General features: G+C 66.8%; 17 protein-coding genes. 11 read left to right on the top strand and 6 right to left on the bottom strand.

Translation table 11 applies throughout. The features are described from left to right. Positions 1-13: 13 nt before the first annotated feature. On the bottom strand, positions 14-2,695 hold the full coding sequence (rad50, locus tag DEQ67_RS04390) for a DNA double-strand break repair ATPase Rad50 (protein ID WP_115891330.1): 2,682 nt from the start codon (positions 2,693-2,695) through the stop codon (positions 14-16). Continuing rightward, positions 2,692-4,017 (bottom strand): DNA double-strand break repair protein Mre11, encoded by a 1,326-nt coding sequence (mre11, locus tag DEQ67_RS04385; protein ID WP_115891331.1) that lies wholly within the window; start codon positions 4,015-4,017, stop codon positions 2,692-2,694. The genes rad50 and mre11 overlap by 4 nt, the downstream gene beginning before the upstream one ends. Between mre11 and DEQ67_RS04380 the strand changes: the two genes are divergently transcribed. After that, positions 4,011-4,457, top strand: a complete 447-nt coding sequence (locus DEQ67_RS04380; RefSeq protein WP_233505985.1) for a hypothetical protein — start codon at positions 4,011-4,013, stop codon at positions 4,455-4,457. The two genes, mre11 and DEQ67_RS04380, sit on opposite strands and share 7 nt — an antisense overlap. Here the strand turns inward: DEQ67_RS04380 and DEQ67_RS04375 are convergent. After that, on the bottom strand, positions 4,454-4,723 hold the full coding sequence (locus tag DEQ67_RS04375; protein ID WP_004044086.1) for a helix-turn-helix domain-containing protein: 270 nt from the start codon (positions 4,721-4,723) through the stop codon (positions 4,454-4,456). The genes DEQ67_RS04380 and DEQ67_RS04375 overlap by 4 nt on opposite strands. Before the next feature lie 171 nt (positions 4,724-4,894). Between DEQ67_RS04375 and pan1 the strand changes: the two genes are divergently transcribed. Next, the gene (gene pan1 / locus DEQ67_RS04370) at positions 4,895-6,112 is read left to right on the top strand and encodes a proteasome-activating nucleotidase Pan1 (RefSeq protein WP_004064311.1); all 1,218 of its coding nucleotides are present in this window, start codon (positions 4,895-4,897) and stop codon (positions 6,110-6,112) included. A gap of 79 nt (positions 6,113-6,191) precedes the next feature. On the opposite strand, the gene DEQ67_RS04365 is transcribed toward pan1, so the two are convergent. Further along, positions 6,192-6,326 carry a hypothetical protein gene (locus DEQ67_RS04365; protein WP_013035235.1) on the bottom strand — a complete coding sequence of 45 codons (135 nt, stop codon included), beginning with the start codon at positions 6,324-6,326 and terminating at the stop codon, positions 6,192-6,194. A gap of 112 nt (positions 6,327-6,438) precedes the next feature. On the opposite strand from DEQ67_RS04365, the gene nth reads away from it, so the two are divergent. Further along, complete coding sequence (gene nth, locus DEQ67_RS04360) at positions 6,439-7,122, top strand: endonuclease III (RefSeq protein ID WP_004044089.1); 684 nt, start codon at positions 6,439-6,441, stop codon at positions 7,120-7,122. Here nth and DEQ67_RS04355 read toward each other — a convergent pair whose 3' ends face one another. Further along, positions 7,123-7,605 carry a DUF7321 family protein gene (locus DEQ67_RS04355; protein ID WP_004064312.1) on the bottom strand — a complete coding sequence of 161 codons (483 nt, stop codon included), beginning with the start codon at positions 7,603-7,605 and terminating at the stop codon, positions 7,123-7,125. Between the two features lie 241 nt (positions 7,606-7,846). On the opposite strand from DEQ67_RS04355, the gene DEQ67_RS04350 reads away from it, so the two are divergent. From DEQ67_RS04350 to DEQ67_RS04315, 8 genes are all read left to right on the top strand, one after another. Further along, complete coding sequence (locus DEQ67_RS04350) at positions 7,847-8,677, top strand: DUF7319 domain-containing protein (protein WP_004064313.1); 831 nt, start codon at positions 7,847-7,849, stop codon at positions 8,675-8,677. A gap of 85 nt (positions 8,678-8,762) precedes the next feature. Further along, positions 8,763-9,401 (top strand): halocyanin domain-containing protein, encoded by a 639-nt coding sequence (locus DEQ67_RS04345; protein ID WP_006600548.1) that lies wholly within the window; start codon positions 8,763-8,765, stop codon positions 9,399-9,401. Next, positions 9,401-9,790 (top strand): DUF7318 family protein, encoded by a 390-nt coding sequence (locus DEQ67_RS04340; protein ID WP_004064315.1) that lies wholly within the window; start codon positions 9,401-9,403, stop codon positions 9,788-9,790. The genes DEQ67_RS04345 and DEQ67_RS04340 overlap by 1 nt, the downstream gene beginning before the upstream one ends. Before the next feature lie 3 nt (positions 9,791-9,793). Then, positions 9,794-10,588 (top strand): cytochrome b, encoded by a 795-nt coding sequence (locus tag DEQ67_RS04335; RefSeq protein ID WP_004044094.1) that lies wholly within the window; start codon positions 9,794-9,796, stop codon positions 10,586-10,588. Between the two features lie 10 nt (positions 10,589-10,598). Beyond that, on the top strand, positions 10,599-11,363 hold the full coding sequence (locus tag DEQ67_RS04330) for a cytochrome bc complex cytochrome b subunit (protein WP_004044095.1): 765 nt from the start codon (positions 10,599-10,601) through the stop codon (positions 11,361-11,363). A 39-nt stretch (positions 11,364-11,402) separates the two neighbouring features. Continuing rightward, on the top strand, positions 11,403-11,792 hold the full coding sequence (locus tag DEQ67_RS04325) for a DUF7315 family membrane protein (RefSeq protein ID WP_004044096.1): 390 nt from the start codon (positions 11,403-11,405) through the stop codon (positions 11,790-11,792). Further along, positions 11,785-12,066, top strand: a complete 282-nt coding sequence (locus DEQ67_RS04320; protein ID WP_004044097.1) for a DUF7314 family protein — start codon at positions 11,785-11,787, stop codon at positions 12,064-12,066. Before DEQ67_RS04325 ends, DEQ67_RS04320 begins: the two co-directional genes overlap by 8 nt. A gap of 137 nt (positions 12,067-12,203) precedes the next feature. Next, on the top strand, positions 12,204-12,647 hold the full coding sequence (locus DEQ67_RS04315) for a DUF7313 family protein (RefSeq protein ID WP_004044098.1): 444 nt from the start codon (positions 12,204-12,206) through the stop codon (positions 12,645-12,647). 111 nt (positions 12,648-12,758) lie between these two features. Here DEQ67_RS04315 and DEQ67_RS04310 read toward each other — a convergent pair whose 3' ends face one another. Continuing rightward, positions 12,759-13,490 carry an NAD(+)/NADH kinase gene (locus DEQ67_RS04310; protein ID WP_004064316.1) on the bottom strand — a complete coding sequence of 244 codons (732 nt, stop codon included), beginning with the start codon at positions 13,488-13,490 and terminating at the stop codon, positions 12,759-12,761. Positions 13,491-13,553 lie beyond the last annotated feature (63 nt).

The raw sequence follows: 13,553 nt of genomic DNA, 5'->3' as shown, positions 1-13,553 counted from the left end.
GAGCCGACCGCCCTCAGTCGTCCGCGAGCGCGCCTTCGACTATCGGCGCGTCGGTCCGCTCGACCGTCGAGCGGTTCGTCGTCGGGTTCTTCTCCACGCGGACGAGGTCGTCGGCCGCGCCGACCAGGTCTTCGTCGTGGCTGACGATGAGAATCTGCTTGACGCCGCGGCTCTGCATGTCCTCGACGAGGTCGACCAGCCGCGAGACGTGGCCGCCGTCGAGGAACACCGTCGGCTCGTCGAGGATGAGCGGCGGGAGCGGGGCCGCGCCGTCGATGCCCTCGGCGAGGAGTCGGTAGATTGCACACCTGAGGCTGAGGTTGAACAGGGCGCGCTCGCCGCCCGAGAGCTGTTCGGGTTCGAGCGCGGTGCCGTCCTTCTGGAACACCGTCAAGCCGTACTCGCCGTCGAGTCGGATGCGCGAGTAGGCGTCGTTGGCGTAGACGAGATCGAACGTCTCGTTGAGCATCCGTTCGAGCACCTCGACGTTGCGCTGTCGAAGCTCCGCCCGGAGGTCGCCGTAGGTCGATTCGAGCGTCGAGACCTCGTCGTGGACCGATTCGAGGGCGTCCACGCGCTCGGCGAGGTGGTCGCGGCGCTCTCGGAGGTCGTCCAACTGTTCGAGTTCGGCCTCGACGCCGCCGACGCGACTCTGGAGGTCATCGCGCTTCTCACGCAACTCGGGAAGCACCTCGTCTTCGACCCGTTCGAGGTACGCCGCGGCGTTTTTCTTGCGCTGTTTCGCCCCCTCGACCGCCTCCTCGTCGACCGTCTCGCGGAGTTCGTCTCGGCGCTCGCGACGCTCGCGGAGGTGTTCGCGACGCTCGCGGTTCACCTCTGCGAGCGTCTCGCGCTTCTCGCGGAGCCGGTCCCGCGCGTCGATTTTCTCGGCCCGCGTATCGACCAGCGATTCGACGCGGTCGAGCCGGTCGCGCCGGTCGTCGAGGGTGTCGAGGTCCGATTCGAGCGAATCGACCGTCTCCGCGACCTCCTCGGCCCGCTCGGCCTGCGTCGTCGCGGCCTCGCGTTTCTCCTCGGCCTCCGAGTCGAGTTCCGCGGCGGCCTCGCGCTTTTCTTCGGCGGCCTCGCGGCGGTTCTCGACGGTCTCCTCGCGGTCGGCGATGCGTTCGTCCACGAGGTCGAGTCTGTCGCGCCGGGAACTCGCGCGGGTCTCGACCTCGACGAGCGCCTCGGCCGCCTCGACGGCCGCCGAGCGCGACTCGACTGCCGATTCGAGCGATTCGCGGTCGGCCTCCAGCGACTCGACCGCGGCCTCGCGCTCGCTGATGGCGTCGACGTGGGGTGACCCCTCGACCGACTGTCCGCACTCGGGGCACTTGCCCGCGTCGCGGAGGCGCTCGGCCTCGGCGAGGCGCTCGCGCGCGTTCTTCAGTTCGGTCTCCGTCTCCGCGAGCGACTCGCGAGCCTCGGAGCGCGCCTCGCGTCGTTCTTCGAGCAGGTCGGCGGCCTCGCCGAGTTCGACGGGGGCGTCCTCGAACCGCGCTTCGGCGTCGTCGAGCGCCGACCGAAGCTCCGCGCGCGTTTCGCGGAACGATTCGAGTTCTCGTTCGGCCTCGGCGGCGGTCTCCGCGTCGGCCTCGGCGGCCTCGCGTTTCTCCTCGGCGCGCGATTCGAGGTCGTCGGCGCGCTCGCGGAGGCGCTCGGCCTGCGTCTCGAAGGCCTGCGCCCGCGTCCGCGCCTCGGAGAGGTCGTCGCGCAGTTCGGATTCGCGCGCCGACAGCGCCTCTCGCGCGTCGGCTATCGCCTCGTCGCTCGCGTCGTCGAGGTCCGCCCGGGCGAGGGCGTCGTCGATGTCGGATTCGAGTTCGTCGGCGGCGGCGTCGAATTCCCGGACGCGCTCCGAGAGGTCGTCGCGCTTCGTCTCGTCGGCGGAGATTTTCGCGGTCAGGTCTTCGATGGCCGACTCGATTTCGTCGAGTCGCTCCCGCTTTTCGGCGTGTTCGTCGAGCGTCGCCTCGGCGGCGTCGAGCGCCGACTTCGCCTTGTCGCGCTGGCTCTCGTAGTTCGAAATCTCCTCGTCGAGGGAGTCGAGCTCGGATTCGAGCGCGTTGAGCGTCGCGTGGAGGTCCGCGTCCTCCTTGGCCTCGATTTGGGACTCGACGTCTTCGAGGACGCTCCGCTTTTTCGTCAGCACGTCTTCGACCCCGAGCCGGGCGTTGCCGGCGCGCTCGCGGTACGTTTCGAGCTTTCCGAGTTGCAGGAGGTCGTCAATCATGTCCTGGCGCTGGCTCGGCGTCGCGTTGATGAGCTTGTTGACCTCGCCCTGCTGGACGTACGCGCAGTTCACGAACGCCTCGGCGTCCATCCGCAGGAGCGACGCGACGTGCCGGCGAACGTCGCGCGCGCCTTCGACGGTTCCCTCGGGGCCGTCGAGGACGCACTTGGCGGTGGTCGCGCGGTCGCCGGAGACGCGAACCCGGCGGTCGATGCGGTACTCGCCGCCGTCGTGGACGAATTCGAGCGTGATTTCGGCGTCGTCCGCGCCCGTCGTCACCACGTCTTCGAGCGTCCCCGCGAGCGCCTTCGAGCCGTAGAGCGCGAAGAAACACGCTTCGAGGAGCGACGACTTGCCGCTGCCGTTGACGCCGTGGATGACCGTGACGCCGTCTCGAAGGTCGAGTTCGGCGTCCTCGTAGGGTTTGAAGTTCCGGATGGCGATTCGGGTGAATCTCACGCGAAATCACCCAGCGAACTGTCGCGGCTCGCCGCGGGGTCCGCGGCGGTCTCCGAGTCGGTGTCGGCCGTCGTCTCGGTGTCGGTGTCGGTCGCCGCTTCAGCGGCCGTCTCGGCCGTGTCTTCGACGGCCGCCGCGTCTTCGCCGTCCGCCGCGTCCTCGACGCTCTCCGACTCCTCGGCTTCGGCGTCGCTCTCGCGCTCGGCGGCGACGAAGGCGTCCGGGTCGTCCGAGAGGAGCGATTCGACGCGCTCGCGCACCTCGTCGCGGACGTTCGAGTCGGCGACCTTGCTCGCGCGGACCGTCTCGTCCACGTCGAGGGCGGCGCTCGACAGGCCCATCTCGCGGACCCGCTCGCGCACCGCGTCGTCGGGGTCGGCGAAGGTCACGTCGGTCGCCAAGTCGCCGTCGTCGTCGATGTCGCGCTTGTCGTTGACGCGGGCGACGAGCGCGCCTTCCTCGACGGCGAACGACTCGACCGCCGCGGGCGTGACGGTTTCGCCCTCGCCCCGCAGTTCGACGATGACGACCGCGTCTTCGAGGTCGAACTCGCGGACGCGCTGGCGGACGCGCTCGATACCCTCGTCGCCGGCGAGGTCGACCTCGACGAACGCGAACGGGCGCGTTTCGAGGGTTCGCCGGCGGATGTCGACCGCGTCGGGCGTGAACTCGACGAGGTTGTACCCTCGGGGGTCGCGCTCGCTCGCGCTCGCGCGCTCGGTCGAGCCGCAGTAGGTCACCCACGTCCCGTCGAGTTCGGCGGTGTCGGGGACGTGGTTGTCGCCGAGGAGGACCGCGTCGAAGTCGACGTTCGACTCGGCGAGGACGGTTTCGGTCTCCCAGTCGGCGTGCGCGAAGGGCGTGAACAGCCCGTGGGCGACGAGCACCGCGCGGTCGGCGTCGACGGAGTCGAACTGGTAGTCGAGTTCGTCGCGTCGGGAGCGCGGCACGTGGTCGAGGCCGTAGAACGCCACGTCGCCGACGACGTGGGGGTCGCGCCCCAGTCTCGTCGCCAGTCCGAGGCGCTCGAAGAGGTCGAGCCACTGCCCGCCGCGGGTCGACTCGTGGTTGCCGACGATGGCGAGGAAGGGAATCCCGGCGTCGTCGAGGCGGCGGAGCGCGGCGAGCGTCCCGAGGAGGTCCGGGAGTTCGGGACGGCGGTCGTGGTAGAGGTCGCCCGCGTGGACGACGGCGTCCACGTCCCCGTCGAGCGCGTCCGCGACGACCCGTTCGAAGGCGTCGAGGAAGTCCTGGCGGCGCTCCGGCGAGTGGTACTGCTGATACCCGATGTGGGTGTCGCCGGTGTGTATCACCCGTGTCATCTATCACTCGGTTCGCCACCGCCGCTGAAAACGGTTGTGCGACCGGAGCGGAAGTGGTCGGCGTCCCGCGGTCGCCCCTCGGCGGCGCGAGAACTCCGGTTCGGAGCCTCGGCTGCGCCGGCGTCCGCGAGCGCGACGTGGAGTCGGTCGAGGTCCGCGAGGAGCGACCGCCCGCGACGCGCGCAGTCGTGGTGTCCGCGTCGGGCGGCCTCACCGACCGCTCGGCGGAGCGTCAGTTCACCGCCGTCGGAGAGAAAGCGGGCGGCAGCGGAAAGCGATTGGAAGGCGTCACGCGCCTCGGCGACGACTGCGGCGGGCGGGCGCGACTCGGGTCGGTCGCCGGTATCGGCGTCAGCGTCGGCGAGCGCGGAGAGAGCGCGACCGACATCGTCGGCAGCGGGCGAAGACATACGGCGACGTGGCCGCGCGTTCGGATTTAAATGTTGAGCGTGTAGAGGCGCTTGCGCGCGTCGGAGAACGAAAACCGGGAGTCGACCGCGCCCTCGTCTTCCAGCCGGGAGAGCGCGTAGCGGACGGTTCGCGGGGGCAGAAGCGACTCCTCGGCGATTTGGCTCTGGGTGAGCGTGTCCTCGTAGTCGAGAATCTTCGCGACCAACTTGGCGCTCGGGGGCATGTCCCGAACCGACGCCCAGCGGTCGTCTGCGTCGGGTTCGGACTCGCGTTCGACTGCTTCCGTAGTGCTCATCGTACGATACACCAAGCAATGCTATTAGATAATATTTGCTATCCAGATTTATTACTGATGGAAATTTGTGTGACACGCGTCAGACTCGTCATCCGGGCGGCAGACGCCCCCTAGGCGGCGAATCCCTCACACACCCGAAGCCTCTTATGAACCTGCACCCTATGCCGGATGATGACCGATACTGTGGACGACGTCGATCTCCCCTACGATAAGGACTCGGCGTCGCAGCAGGAGAAGATCACCGCCCTTCAAGAGCGGCTCGAAGTTCTCGAAACGCAGAACGAGGAGATGCGCGACAAGCTCCTCGACACGAACGCCGAGAACAACAAGTATCAACAGAAGCTCGAGCGCCTTACCCACGAGAACAAGAAGCTCAAGCAGTCGCCGCTCTTCGTTGCGACGGTTCAGGAAATCACCGACGAGGGGGTCATCATCAAGCAGCACGGTAACAACCAAGAGGCCCTCACCGAAGTGACCGACGAGATGCGCGAAGAGCTCGAACCCGACGCGCGCGTCGCCGTGAACAACTCTCTCTCCATCGTCAAGCGACTCGACAAGGAGACGGACGTCCGGGCGCGCGTGATGCAGGTCGAACACAGCCCCGACGTGACCTACGAGGACATCGGCGGCCTCGAAGAGCAGATGCAGGAGGTCCGCGAGACGGTCGAGATGCCGCTCGACCGCCCCGAGATGTTCGCTGAGGTCGGCATCGACCCGCCGTCGGGCGTGCTCCTCTACGGCCCGCCGGGCACCGGGAAGACGATGCTCGCGAAGGCCGTCGCCAACCAGACGAACGCCTCGTTCATCAAGATGGCCGGCTCCGAGCTGGTGCACAAGTTCATCGGCGAGGGCGCGAAGCTCGTCCGCGACCTGTTCGAAGTCGCCCGCGAGAACGAACCCGCCGTCATCTTCATCGACGAGATAGACGCCATCGCCTCGAAGCGCACGGACTCGAAGACCTCCGGCGACGCGGAGGTCCAGCGCACGATGATGCAGTTACTCGCCGAGATGGACGGCTTCGACGAGCGCGGCAACATCCGCATCATCGCGGCGACCAACCGCTTCGACATGCTCGACCCCGCGATTCTCCGCCCCGGTCGGTTCGACCGCCTCATCGAGGTGCCCAAGCCGAACGAGGACGGCCGCGAGATAATCTTCCAGATTCACACCCGGAAGATGAACGTCTCCGACGACGTGGACTTCGTCGAACTCGCCGAGATGGCCGACAACGCCTCCGGTGCCGACATCAAGGCCGTCTGTACGGAAGCCGGGATGTTCGCCATCCGCGACGACCGCACGGAGATATTCATGCAGGACTTCGTCGACGCCTGGGAGAAGATTCAGCAGGAAGCCTCGGACGAGACCGAAGTCTCCCGCGCGTTCGCGTAACCGACGCGAGCCGCGGTTCGCTCCGTTTCGGACCGTGTCCTTCGATTTCGTTTTTCGCGCGACGCCGACCGCCGAGTGACTACGCCGCGAACGCGACGTACGGCAGGACGAACAGCGCGAGGAACATCGCCGTGAGGATGAGCCCGTAGCCGCCGAGCGTCGCGGCCGCGGTCAGCCACGATTCGCGTCGGCCGGGGAGTTCGAGCGCGGACATACTCGGTCGGTCGCGGTCGTGAATCATAAATCGTCTGGGTTCGGCTCCGACGACCGCCGCGGCGACCACCGGAACCCGAACGACTGAAACCGACCGGGTCGCACCCACAGGTATGGGCACGCCACTCGAAAGCCGCGAGGCGCAGGCCGAGGAGGTCCTCGACCGACTGTACGAGGAGTACCCCGACACCACCATCTCGCTTTCCTACTCGAACCGCCTCGAACTGCTCATCGCCGTCATGCTCTCGGCGCAGTGTACCGACGAGCGCGTCAACAAGGTCACCGCGGAGCTGTTCGAGAAGTACGACGACGCCGCGGACTACGCCGCCGCCGACCAAGAGGAGCTGGCCGACGACATCAGCTCTATCACCTACTACAACAACAAGGCGAAGTACATCCGCTCCGCCTGCGCGGACATCATCGAGAAACACGACGGCGAGGTTCCGGACACCATGTCCGCGCTGACCGACCTCGCCGGCGTCGGCCGGAAGACCGCGAACGTCGTCCTCCAGCACGGCCACGACATAGTCGAGGGCATCGTCGTCGACACCCACGTCCAGCGGCTCTCGCGCCGCCTCGGCCTGACAGAGGAGGAGTACCCCGAGCGAATCGAGGAGGACCTGATGCCGGTCGTCCCCGAGCGAGACTGGCAGCAGTTCACGCACCTGTTCATCAGCCACGGGCGGGCCGTCTGCGACGCGCGCAACCCGGACTGCGACGCGTGCGTGCTCGAAGACCTCTGTCCCTCGTCGAAGCGCGACCACGACGTCGACCTCGCCAGCGGCGAGGCGTGGTAATCAGCCGAACACGTAGCCGCTCAGGTAGCGGTAGATGCCGAGCACCCACGCGAGAATCCAGAAGACGACGTAGCCGAAGACGCCGACGCGGAGGCGGCCGCGCCACGCGCCCATGTTCTCGTGGAGGTCGTCGAGCGACACGTCTTGGTCGGGGTCGCGGTAGAGGTCGGCCTCCCACTTGGCCTGGAAGATTCGGACGATGCCCGTGAGCGCGAAGACGAGCATCGCGTACGCTTGCAGGCCGAGAATCGCGTGCAGGGCGCTGAGGCCGTTGAGTTGCTGAAAGAGCCGCGGGAGCATCCACGTGACGACCGGGACCGTGTTCAACACGAGGCCGGGGAAGATGATTTTGAGGTGGTAGACGAGCACGTCCCACGACACCGTCTCGGCGTCTATCATTATCCACGCGCCGTAGAGGTAAAACGGAAAGCTGGCCGTGACGGTAATCGCGGCGAGCGTGGCAAAGGTCGTCTCGTCTGCCATCGCACGGCGTTAGGACCCGGTCGGCCTAAAGGGACCGATGCGCGGCGTCCCGTTCGAGCGCTAGACCACGCGGCGGCCCCCGAACGTCGGCCGCGACGCCCCAGATTCGAGTCCCGAACCACGCTTTCGAGCGCCGGACCAACCCCGGCGGCGTGCTTCGGAGCGTCGCGCGGCGAGTCGCCCGCGACGAACGCGCTCGGGGTCGGAACACGTTTACCGGCGTGGACCCTACTCCGGGCCGATGTCAGACTCGTCTTCCGCCCCGGCCGACGACGGCTCGTCACCGGACGCGGACGCCGACGCCGCGATGTCCGACGCGGAGCTCGCGGCCCTCCGCGAGGAGGTCGAAGCCAAGTACGACTTCGAGAACTTCGGCCCGGCCGACATGGCGAAGATGACGCCCGAGGAGTGGGACGCCGCGTTCGACCCCGACTCGTGGATCGTCGGCGAGGAGCTGCTCGACCGGGTCGAACAGGAACTCCGCTACCGCGTCGCGATTCGCGAGGTGTTCGCCGTCCTCGAACGCGTGACCGAAGACGGCGAGCCGCGGATTCTCGCGTACTCCGACGAGGGCTACGCCGTCGTCTACCCCGACGGGAGCGTCGAAGGCGAAGGGACCGTCCTCCGCGACGTGAAACCGACCGTCGCGCTCTGTTCGATGGAGGACTTCGAGGTGAACGACGCGCCCGAGACCGTCAGGCTCCCCGAGCCCGACGAGGTCGCACAGGGGACCGGCGACTTCGGCAATCGGATGCTCCAAATCGTCGCGTTCGGCCAGTTGCTCGGCGGATTCGCGCTCATCGGGGCGTGGCTCGTCCTCCCCGACCTCGAGTCGATTATCGCGCCCCTGGCCGGCCTGGGCTTTCTCGTCATCGGCTGTTTCCTCTTCGTCGTCGTGGCCAACGCCCGGCTCTCGGACCGCTTCCGCGCCGAGGAGTACCGGGATAGGCTCCGCGTCATGGGTCTCGAAGGCGGGTCGCGTCCCGAGTTCGTGCCCGCGTTCGACGGGGACGAAACCGCCGCGCCGTTGATCGAGGCCCCCGAGGGAGACGCCCACAGTTCTGAGGGCTGAACCCGGCCCGAACCCACCTCGTAAACCACCTCCGTGACGGCATAGTCGGTGGGTTTAAGCGCGTCCCATCCTGACGAACGACCGTATGAAAAGGCGGGAGTTTCTCCGAACGGCTGGCGGTGCGACAGCCGCCGCGACCGCTGCCGCCGGGACCGCTGCTGCGCAGGAAGGCGGCGGTGGAGCGCAGGTTCAGCCCGACTTCGGTGGCTACCTCGACGGCATCGACGGAGGGTACGAAGACCTCCGCGGCCAAAGCGAGGTCACTATCGAGGTCGGCGCGTCCGGCAACGGCGGGAACCTGGCGTTCGCACCGGCTGGCATCTGGATCGACCCCGGCACGACCGTGACGTGGGAGTGGACCGGCGAAGGCGGCGGACACAACGTCGTCGCGAGCGAGGGTGCGTCGCTCGACTCCGGCGCGTCCGTCTCCGAGGCCGGAAGCACCTACGAGTTCACGTTCGAGAACGGTGGCATCACGAAGTACCACTGCGTGCCCCACGAGGCGCTCGGCATGCTCGGGGCGGTCGCCGTCGGCGACGACGTGGCGACTATCAGCACCGGCGGTGGCGGCGAGAAGGAACTGCACGAACTCGGCGTCCCGATTCAGGCCCACTGGGTCGGGTCGGCGACGATTCTCGGCATCCTCGTCACCATCATCTACACGTTCTTCATCTTGAAGTACGGCGAGTCCCCAAATACGGGTAACACCGGAGGTGGCGAATAATGTCTTCGACCGGCAGCACATACGGTGACATTCACCGATACGAACCGGCGCGAGAGAGCACCGCCGCGGCCATCGCAATCGTCCTCCTGACGGTCATCGAGGTCGTGTTCGTGTTCCTCTTCACGTACGGCTTCGTCTCGGGCTGGGGACTGACCGACACGGGGAACATGTTCCTCGGCGGCATCCTCGCCGTCATCTTCGTGGACCTCGCGTTCATCCTCGCGCTGTACCGCAAGGAGTTCCTCCCCGACGTGATGATCGTCAAAAAGCGGCGTCGCAAGTGGGAGGACCTCTACGTCCGCGAGGAGGACGTCGACGGTGTTACCGTCAGCAGCGATGACGCGTGGGAACAGGTCAAGCGCGCGGTGTACCCCTACTACAAGCGATAAACAATGAGTCTCGAACGCAAAGACGACTACGACCACAAGGCCTGGATGAAAAAGAAGGACCTCACTCCGGTCGAGGCCACCTTCCTCACCACGCTTATCTGGCTGGATAAGCGACTCCGCATCGTCGATTATCTAGAGCTTCTGGAGACACTCTACTACCGAGTCAACCTCCAGATGCCGAAGAGCCACACCGAGCAGTACAACCTCGACAACAAGTTCTGGTACTGGTACCCCCTGTACACACTGGGCTTGTTCTCGACGCTCGCGTACGTCGTCGCGGCGATAAGCGGGGCCCTTCTCGGGTTCTACTACTCCCCCGCGACGACCGGCGACCCGACCACGGCCTACAACAGTATCGAGTTCATCATGCGCGACTTGCAGTTCGGCTTCATGCTCCGCTCCGTCCACCGCTGGGCGGCGCAGGTCATGGTCGCGGCCGTGTTCCTGCACATGCTCCGTGTCTACTTCACGGGGTCGTACAAGGAACCCCGCGAGCTGAACTGGCTCCTCGGCATCGTCCTCATCAGTCTGACGATGGTGTTCGGGTACACCGGATACCTCCTGCCGTGGGACCAGCTCGCGTTCTGGGCCGGGCAGATCGGCGTCGAGATGGCGCTGTCGGTCCCGCTCGCCGGCGAGTGGGTCGCACAGCTCCTGTTCGGTGGCTTCTCGCTGGGCCAGTCGACGTTACAGCGTATGTACATCATTCACGTGTTCCTGCTCCCGTTCGTCGTGACGACGCTCATCGCGATCCACATCGGTATCGTGTGGGTGCAGGGCATCGCGGAGCCGCACTGAGGTGACAACTATGAGCGACAACGAACCCGAAAACGAGGAGATTCGATCCGACGGCGCGGGCATCGTGGCCCCGGACGACGAGACGCCGACATGGAGCGAGCGCAAGGCTCGCAAGACCGGCCTCTCTCGGCTCACCTACGAGTACTTCGAGCGCGCACGTCGCGAAGACCAGGACCTCCGCACGGAGTCCGACTACGTCGAACGCGACGTGCTCGCGTTCCCCACGTGGCCTCACGAGACCGTCCGCAACCTCTCTATCGCGTCGTTCTTCGTCGGGATGATTCTGTTCCTCTCGGCGACGATGCCGCCGCACATCGGCGGCCCCGCGAACCCGTCGAGCACGCCGGCGGTCATCCTGCCCGACTGGTATCTCTACTGGTCGTTCGGACTGCTCAAACTCGGTCCGCTCAACCCCGAAATCGCCATTCTGGGCGATCAGATGCTGATGGCCGACCGCACGTACGGCGTGCTGGCCAACGGCGTCGTCGTCGGCTTCATCGCCATCGTGCCCTTCCTCAACAAGGGCTCGGCCCGGCGACCCGTCGAACAGCCGTTTTGGTCCGCAGTCGGCGTCTTCGGCGTGGTGTTCGCATTCACCATCTCGCTGCTGGCCATCAAGAACCTCATGCCCATGAACGTCGACCTGCTGTTCGACCTGACGTTCCTGCTGCCGTTCGTCTTCGGGACCATCACCTACGCGGTGTTGAAGACGATGCGTGAGGGGTATATGTACAACCTCAACCGCCGCTACTACCGGCTTCGCCCGCCGAAATAGAGCGGAACCACTACCAACCGTCCCTTCTTAGCGTCACTGATGACAGATAGCGACGCAACCGGTCGGACCGGCGACAGCGACGGGACGGAGCGCGGACGCCGCGGCCGGCGCGACATCGTCGTTCCCATGCGGCTCTACAAGACGATTACCGTCTTTTCGACGCTCATCGCCGTCGTGGGCGTGGTTCTCGGCTTCGTCTTCCTCGACGCTGCGACGCTACAAGTGAGCGCCCTCCGCGCGGTCGTCGCCGGCGCGCTCGGCGCGCTCGGCATCGGCGTCGCAGACGGGCTACTCAGCACGGCGCTCGCGGTCGTCGGGCTGAGCATCATCGCGTTCGGCGCGGTCGTCTACACGCTCGGCACTCGCTTTCGCGCCCAAGGAATGGGAAAGTCTCAAGAGGACTCCGGCGAAGACTCGAACAATGGCTGACGAATTCATCAAGGGTCTGGGTATCCTGACCGGCTCCGGACTCGCGTGGCTGGTGCTGGCGTCGTGGTACCGGACGACCAGCTTCGAGAGCACCCAACAGCTCATCGCACCGCTGGAGTCCGGTGCGACCGAGGGACTGTTCAACATCATCGGCGTCACCCTGATGGACGTGTTCCTCTGGTTCGCACTCCTCGGCGCGCTCACCTTCTGGGTGCTCATCCCGGCGGGACACCAGATCATGGACGCGCTCCAAGAGCGCCGCAACGCGCAGTAAGCCGACACGACACCGTCTCTGCTCCTCTCATTTCGATTCGCGTCGCGGAAAAGTCCCTCAGAATAGCGGTTGCGCTCGGCGCGGTCTCCCGCGTCGGATTGGAAAAACTCTAATGAGTCTCGCCCCGACGGTCCTGTATGCACCCATTACAGTTCCTCGTCCCGCTCGACCAGTTGGCGGCGGTCGAACCGGTCGTCCCGCACGTGGCGCTCGTGCTCGTGCTTGCGAACTTCGCGACGCGTTTTCTCGGCCATCGGTCGCACGTCCGGCAGGCCGAGGAGGGTGGTGAGGAGGCCATCTCCCGGTATCTCCCGCACACGATCACTTCGGGCGCGCTCGTGGTGACCTCGTTCCTCTTCTTGGTCGTCGAGCCGCACGGCGGCATGGTGCTGTCCGTGCTGGTCGTCGGGATGTTCGTCACCGACTTCTTCGAGTTCGAAGCGCGCAAGGTCGAAGCCCGCACCGACAAACCGCTCGAACGCCCGAACGGCTCGCTCGTCGCCGCGGGGCTCGTGCTCCTGTACGCCGGGTTCCAGAGTCTCTTCTTCCTCGTCTCGGACTACTGGAGCCTCATCGTCTAAGCCCGCGACGCTCGCTTTTCCGCGTCGCGCTTCGCACCGCGCACGAGGAACACGTATTTTCGTCACGTCGAGCGCCGCGGCTCGACGGCTCAGTCGCGTCGAACGCGGCGCTCACTCGACCAGCATCGGGACGCTGCCGTCGCGGTCGACGACCACAGACTCCGACGGAGAGACTTCCCGGATGACCTCGTCGTCGGCGACGAGCGAGACGGGCGCGTCGTCGCGTTCGACCGACAGTCTGACCGGGGGTTGGAGAACCCACGAGTTCGTCTGGGTCGCGTACGGCGAGACGGGAACGACCGCGAGCCCGGCGGCCGGGCCGACAACCGCGCCGCCAGCGGCGCGCGCGTAGCCGGAGCTTCCGAGCGGTGTGGCGACGACGACGCCGTCGGCTCGGAACTCGTCGACCGAGGTCCAGCGCGCCGCCGCGCGCGACTCGTCGGGCGGGTCGGACGAAAACGGGACCGCCGCCTCCGCGTGGGCGACGCCGTACTCGGAGATGTGCGCCGGCTCGCTCGTGACGAGCATCGCGTCGAGGAGCGCGCGGCCCACCGCGTCGCCGCCGACACGGAGCGAGAGCGTCGGATGGTCGACGACCCGGCCGTCGCCCGCGGCGAACGCGGACAGCCGCGCTTCGAGGTCGCGCCGCGGCGTGGCCCACGGCGCACCGCAGTCGACGGGGACGACCGGACACGCCCACTCGGAGCCGAGCGCGACCGTCGAGAGCGCCGACTCGCCGACCGCGACGACGGCGTCCGCGTCGGCCGGCTCCGATTCGACCGACGCACCGGCCGCTCTGACGGCGGTGGCGACCGAGTCGTCACCGACGATACCGAATTTCATCGTCGTCCACCCGCGGCGAGCCCCCGTAGCATCGTCCCGTGCTACGCCGCGGCGAATAAAAGC

Origin of the sequence: Haloferax sp. Atlit-48N (genome assembly GCF_003383015.2) — an archaeon.
Classification (GTDB): Archaea; Halobacteriota; Halobacteria; order Halobacteriales; family Haloferacaceae; genus Haloferax; species Haloferax volcanii.
Note: the sequence above shows the minus strand (reverse complement) of the source record. Positions and strands in the feature narration are given on the sequence as shown.

Bases quoted from the DNA above. Each gene is read 5' to 3' on its own strand.
- mre11 (WP_115891331.1), bottom strand. From the start codon at position 4,017: ATGACACGGGTGATACACACCGGCGACACCCACATCGGGTATCAGCAG.
- DEQ67_RS04375 (WP_004044086.1), bottom strand. From the start codon at position 4,723: ATGAGCACTACGGAAGCAGTCGAACGCGAGTCCGAACCCGACGCAGAC.
- pan1 (WP_004064311.1), top strand. From the start codon at position 4,895: ATGACCGATACTGTGGACGACGTCGATCTCCCCTACGATAAGGACTCG.
- DEQ67_RS04365 (WP_013035235.1), bottom strand. From the start codon at position 6,326: ATGTCCGCGCTCGAACTCCCCGGCCGACGCGAATCGTGGCTGACCGCG.
- nth (WP_004044089.1), top strand. From the start codon at position 6,439: ATGGGCACGCCACTCGAAAGCCGCGAGGCGCAGGCCGAGGAGGTCCTC.
- DEQ67_RS04355 (WP_004064312.1), bottom strand. From the start codon at position 7,605: ATGGCAGACGAGACGACCTTTGCCACGCTCGCCGCGATTACCGTCACG.
- DEQ67_RS04350 (WP_004064313.1), top strand. From the start codon at position 7,847: ATGTCAGACTCGTCTTCCGCCCCGGCCGACGACGGCTCGTCACCGGAC.
- DEQ67_RS04345 (WP_006600548.1), top strand. From the start codon at position 8,763: ATGAAAAGGCGGGAGTTTCTCCGAACGGCTGGCGGTGCGACAGCCGCC.
- DEQ67_RS04340 (WP_004064315.1), top strand. From the start codon at position 9,401: ATGTCTTCGACCGGCAGCACATACGGTGACATTCACCGATACGAACCG.
- DEQ67_RS04335 (WP_004044094.1), top strand. From the start codon at position 9,794: ATGAGTCTCGAACGCAAAGACGACTACGACCACAAGGCCTGGATGAAA.
- DEQ67_RS04330 (WP_004044095.1), top strand. From the start codon at position 10,599: ATGAGCGACAACGAACCCGAAAACGAGGAGATTCGATCCGACGGCGCG.
- DEQ67_RS04325 (WP_004044096.1), top strand. From the start codon at position 11,403: ATGACAGATAGCGACGCAACCGGTCGGACCGGCGACAGCGACGGGACG.
- DEQ67_RS04320 (WP_004044097.1), top strand. From the start codon at position 11,785: ATGGCTGACGAATTCATCAAGGGTCTGGGTATCCTGACCGGCTCCGGA.
- DEQ67_RS04315 (WP_004044098.1), top strand. From the start codon at position 12,204: ATGCACCCATTACAGTTCCTCGTCCCGCTCGACCAGTTGGCGGCGGTC.
- DEQ67_RS04310 (WP_004064316.1), bottom strand. From the start codon at position 13,490: ATGAAATTCGGTATCGTCGGTGACGACTCGGTCGCCACCGCCGTCAGA.